At 66.6% G+C, this 1,959-nt stretch carries 2 protein-coding genes; one reads left to right on the top strand and one right to left on the bottom strand.

The genetic code is table 11. The features are described from left to right. The coding region (locus tag AC1D01_RS32390) for an ABC transporter substrate-binding protein (protein WP_477873603.1) at window positions 1-1,135 on the bottom strand (1,135 nt) is incomplete at its 3' end. A gap of 181 nt (window positions 1,136-1,316) precedes the next feature. On the opposite strand from AC1D01_RS32390, the gene AC1D01_RS32385 reads away from it, so the two are divergent. Continuing rightward, on the top strand, window positions 1,317-1,706 hold the full coding sequence (locus tag AC1D01_RS32385) for a RidA family protein (protein WP_073463741.1): 390 nt from the start codon (window positions 1,317-1,319) through the stop codon (window positions 1,704-1,706). Window positions 1,707-1,959: the final 253 nt, after the last annotated feature.

Genomic DNA, 1,959 nt, shown 5'->3' with positions numbered 1-1,959 from the left:
GGCGGCTCGTCAGCACGCGCACCGGCTCACCCTTGTAGCCGGCCTTCTCGGAGTCGTCCCTGGCCTTCTTCGCATTGGGGGGGTTGTAGGCATCGGTGCCGGCGTTCGAGTAGAACGGCGAGCCCTTCGGGAAGTGGTTGCCCTCGGCGCTGAAGAAGCGGGTGTCGCCGAAGCCGGCGGCCAGCATCTCGCCCTCGCCGATCGCGGTCTGCAGCGCGCGGCGCACGCCGACGCTGGCGGCCACGCCTTCCTTGGTGTTCAGCACCAGGTATGGGAAGCCGAACGAGGTGGTCAGGATCGGCACCGTCTTGCCGGCCGCCTTCTCGAGCCGCGACAGCGCCTCGACCGGCAGCAGGTCGGCGAAGTCGTACTGCGCGGCGAGCGCGCCTTCGACCCGGGTGTTGGCATTGGGCACCGGCACGAAGCGCAGCTCCTCGATCAGCGCCTCGCGCTTGCCGGCGTAGCCGCTCGCCGGCTCCTTGCGGGCGCTGTACTTGTCGAATCGCGTCAGCAGCACGTAGGCATCGGGCTTGCGCTCCTTGAAGCGGTACGGGCCGGTGCCGACGAACTCCTTCAGCGGCGTCGCGATCGCCTCCTTGGCCATGATGGCGGCCATGCCGCTCGGCAGCGCGAGCTGGGCCAGCAGCGGCGCATACGGGTTCTTCAGCACGATCTGCACCGCCAGCGGGCTGGTCGCCTTGAGGCTGTCGAGCTCCTTGCCGACGGCCTTGCCGCGCGGCGCCTGCTCCATCCAGCGCTGCAGGCTCGCGACCACGTCGTCGGCGTTCAGTTCGCGGCCGCTGTGCAGCATCACGCCCTTGCGCAGGGTGATCGTGTAGGTCTTGCCGTCGGCGCTGATCTTGGGCTGCGCTTCGGCCAGCATCGGCACCACGTTCCACTTCGCGTCGAAGGTGTAGAGCGGCTCGTAGACGTGCTGCATGATGGTGCCGACCAGGTCGGCGGTGGAGGCCATCGGGTCGAGCGTCTGCGGCTCGCCGACCATCGCGAGCGTCGCGAAGTTGCGCGGACCCTGGGCCTGCGCGGTGCCGGCGGCGCCGAGCAGGCAGGCGGCCAGGCCGAGCGCGGCGGGCAGCTTCAGCAGGGTGCGGCGGGGGAGGGAGTCGGTGCGGGACATGGCGGGCTCTCCAAGAAGCAGAACGGCTGGAATCTGAAAGTATTTTTCAGAACGACGCGACTATGGAGCAATCGCCGTGCCAAATAATCGGGGTTTACCCGCCATGTGATGGTGTTGACTGAAAGACACTTTCACATCTATGGTGCGCAGCTGCACTGTTTTCACCCTGAAGGAGTCTTCCATGCCCCTCGAATACCTTGGCGCCCCGCCGGTGGCTTCCGACCGCCAGGCGCGGCCGTTCTCTCCGGCCGTGCGCGCCGGCGACTTCATCTACGTGTCGGGGCAGGTCCCGGCGGATGCGAACGGCGAGATCGTCGCCGGCGGCATCGAGGCGCAGACGCGCCAGGTGATGGAGAACCTGAAGGCGGTGCTGGCACTGGCCGGCGCGACCTTCGACGACGTCTGCAAGAGCACCTGCTGGCTGCAGGACGCGCGCGATTTCGGCGCGTTCAACCGCATCTACATGAGCTACTTTCCGAACGGGAAACCGGCGCGCTCGACGACCGAGGCGCGGCTGATGGTGGACGCGAAGGTGGAAGTCGACGTGATCGCGTTCAAGCCGGTGAAGTGAAGGGTTTGTAATCGTTTTATTGACGATTGGTCGATTTCTAATCAATATCTCGGGCCGTTAATCGATTTTCATCACGAACCCGGGATTCCGAAGTGACCGACTGGATCGGCTACCAGTGGCTGGCCGAGCGCCACGGCGTGGCGCCGGTGCAGGCCTTTCGCACCGTCAGCGCCATTGCCGGCTCTCGCAGCACCGTCAGCGAGAACGGCTACGTTCGCGAGCACTACCCGGCGTCGGCCCGGCCCTCGGACAC

The organism is Rhizobacter sp. P3_B12 (assembly GCF_056402895.1).
Note: the sequence above shows the minus strand (reverse complement) of the source record. Positions and strands in the feature narration are given on the sequence as shown.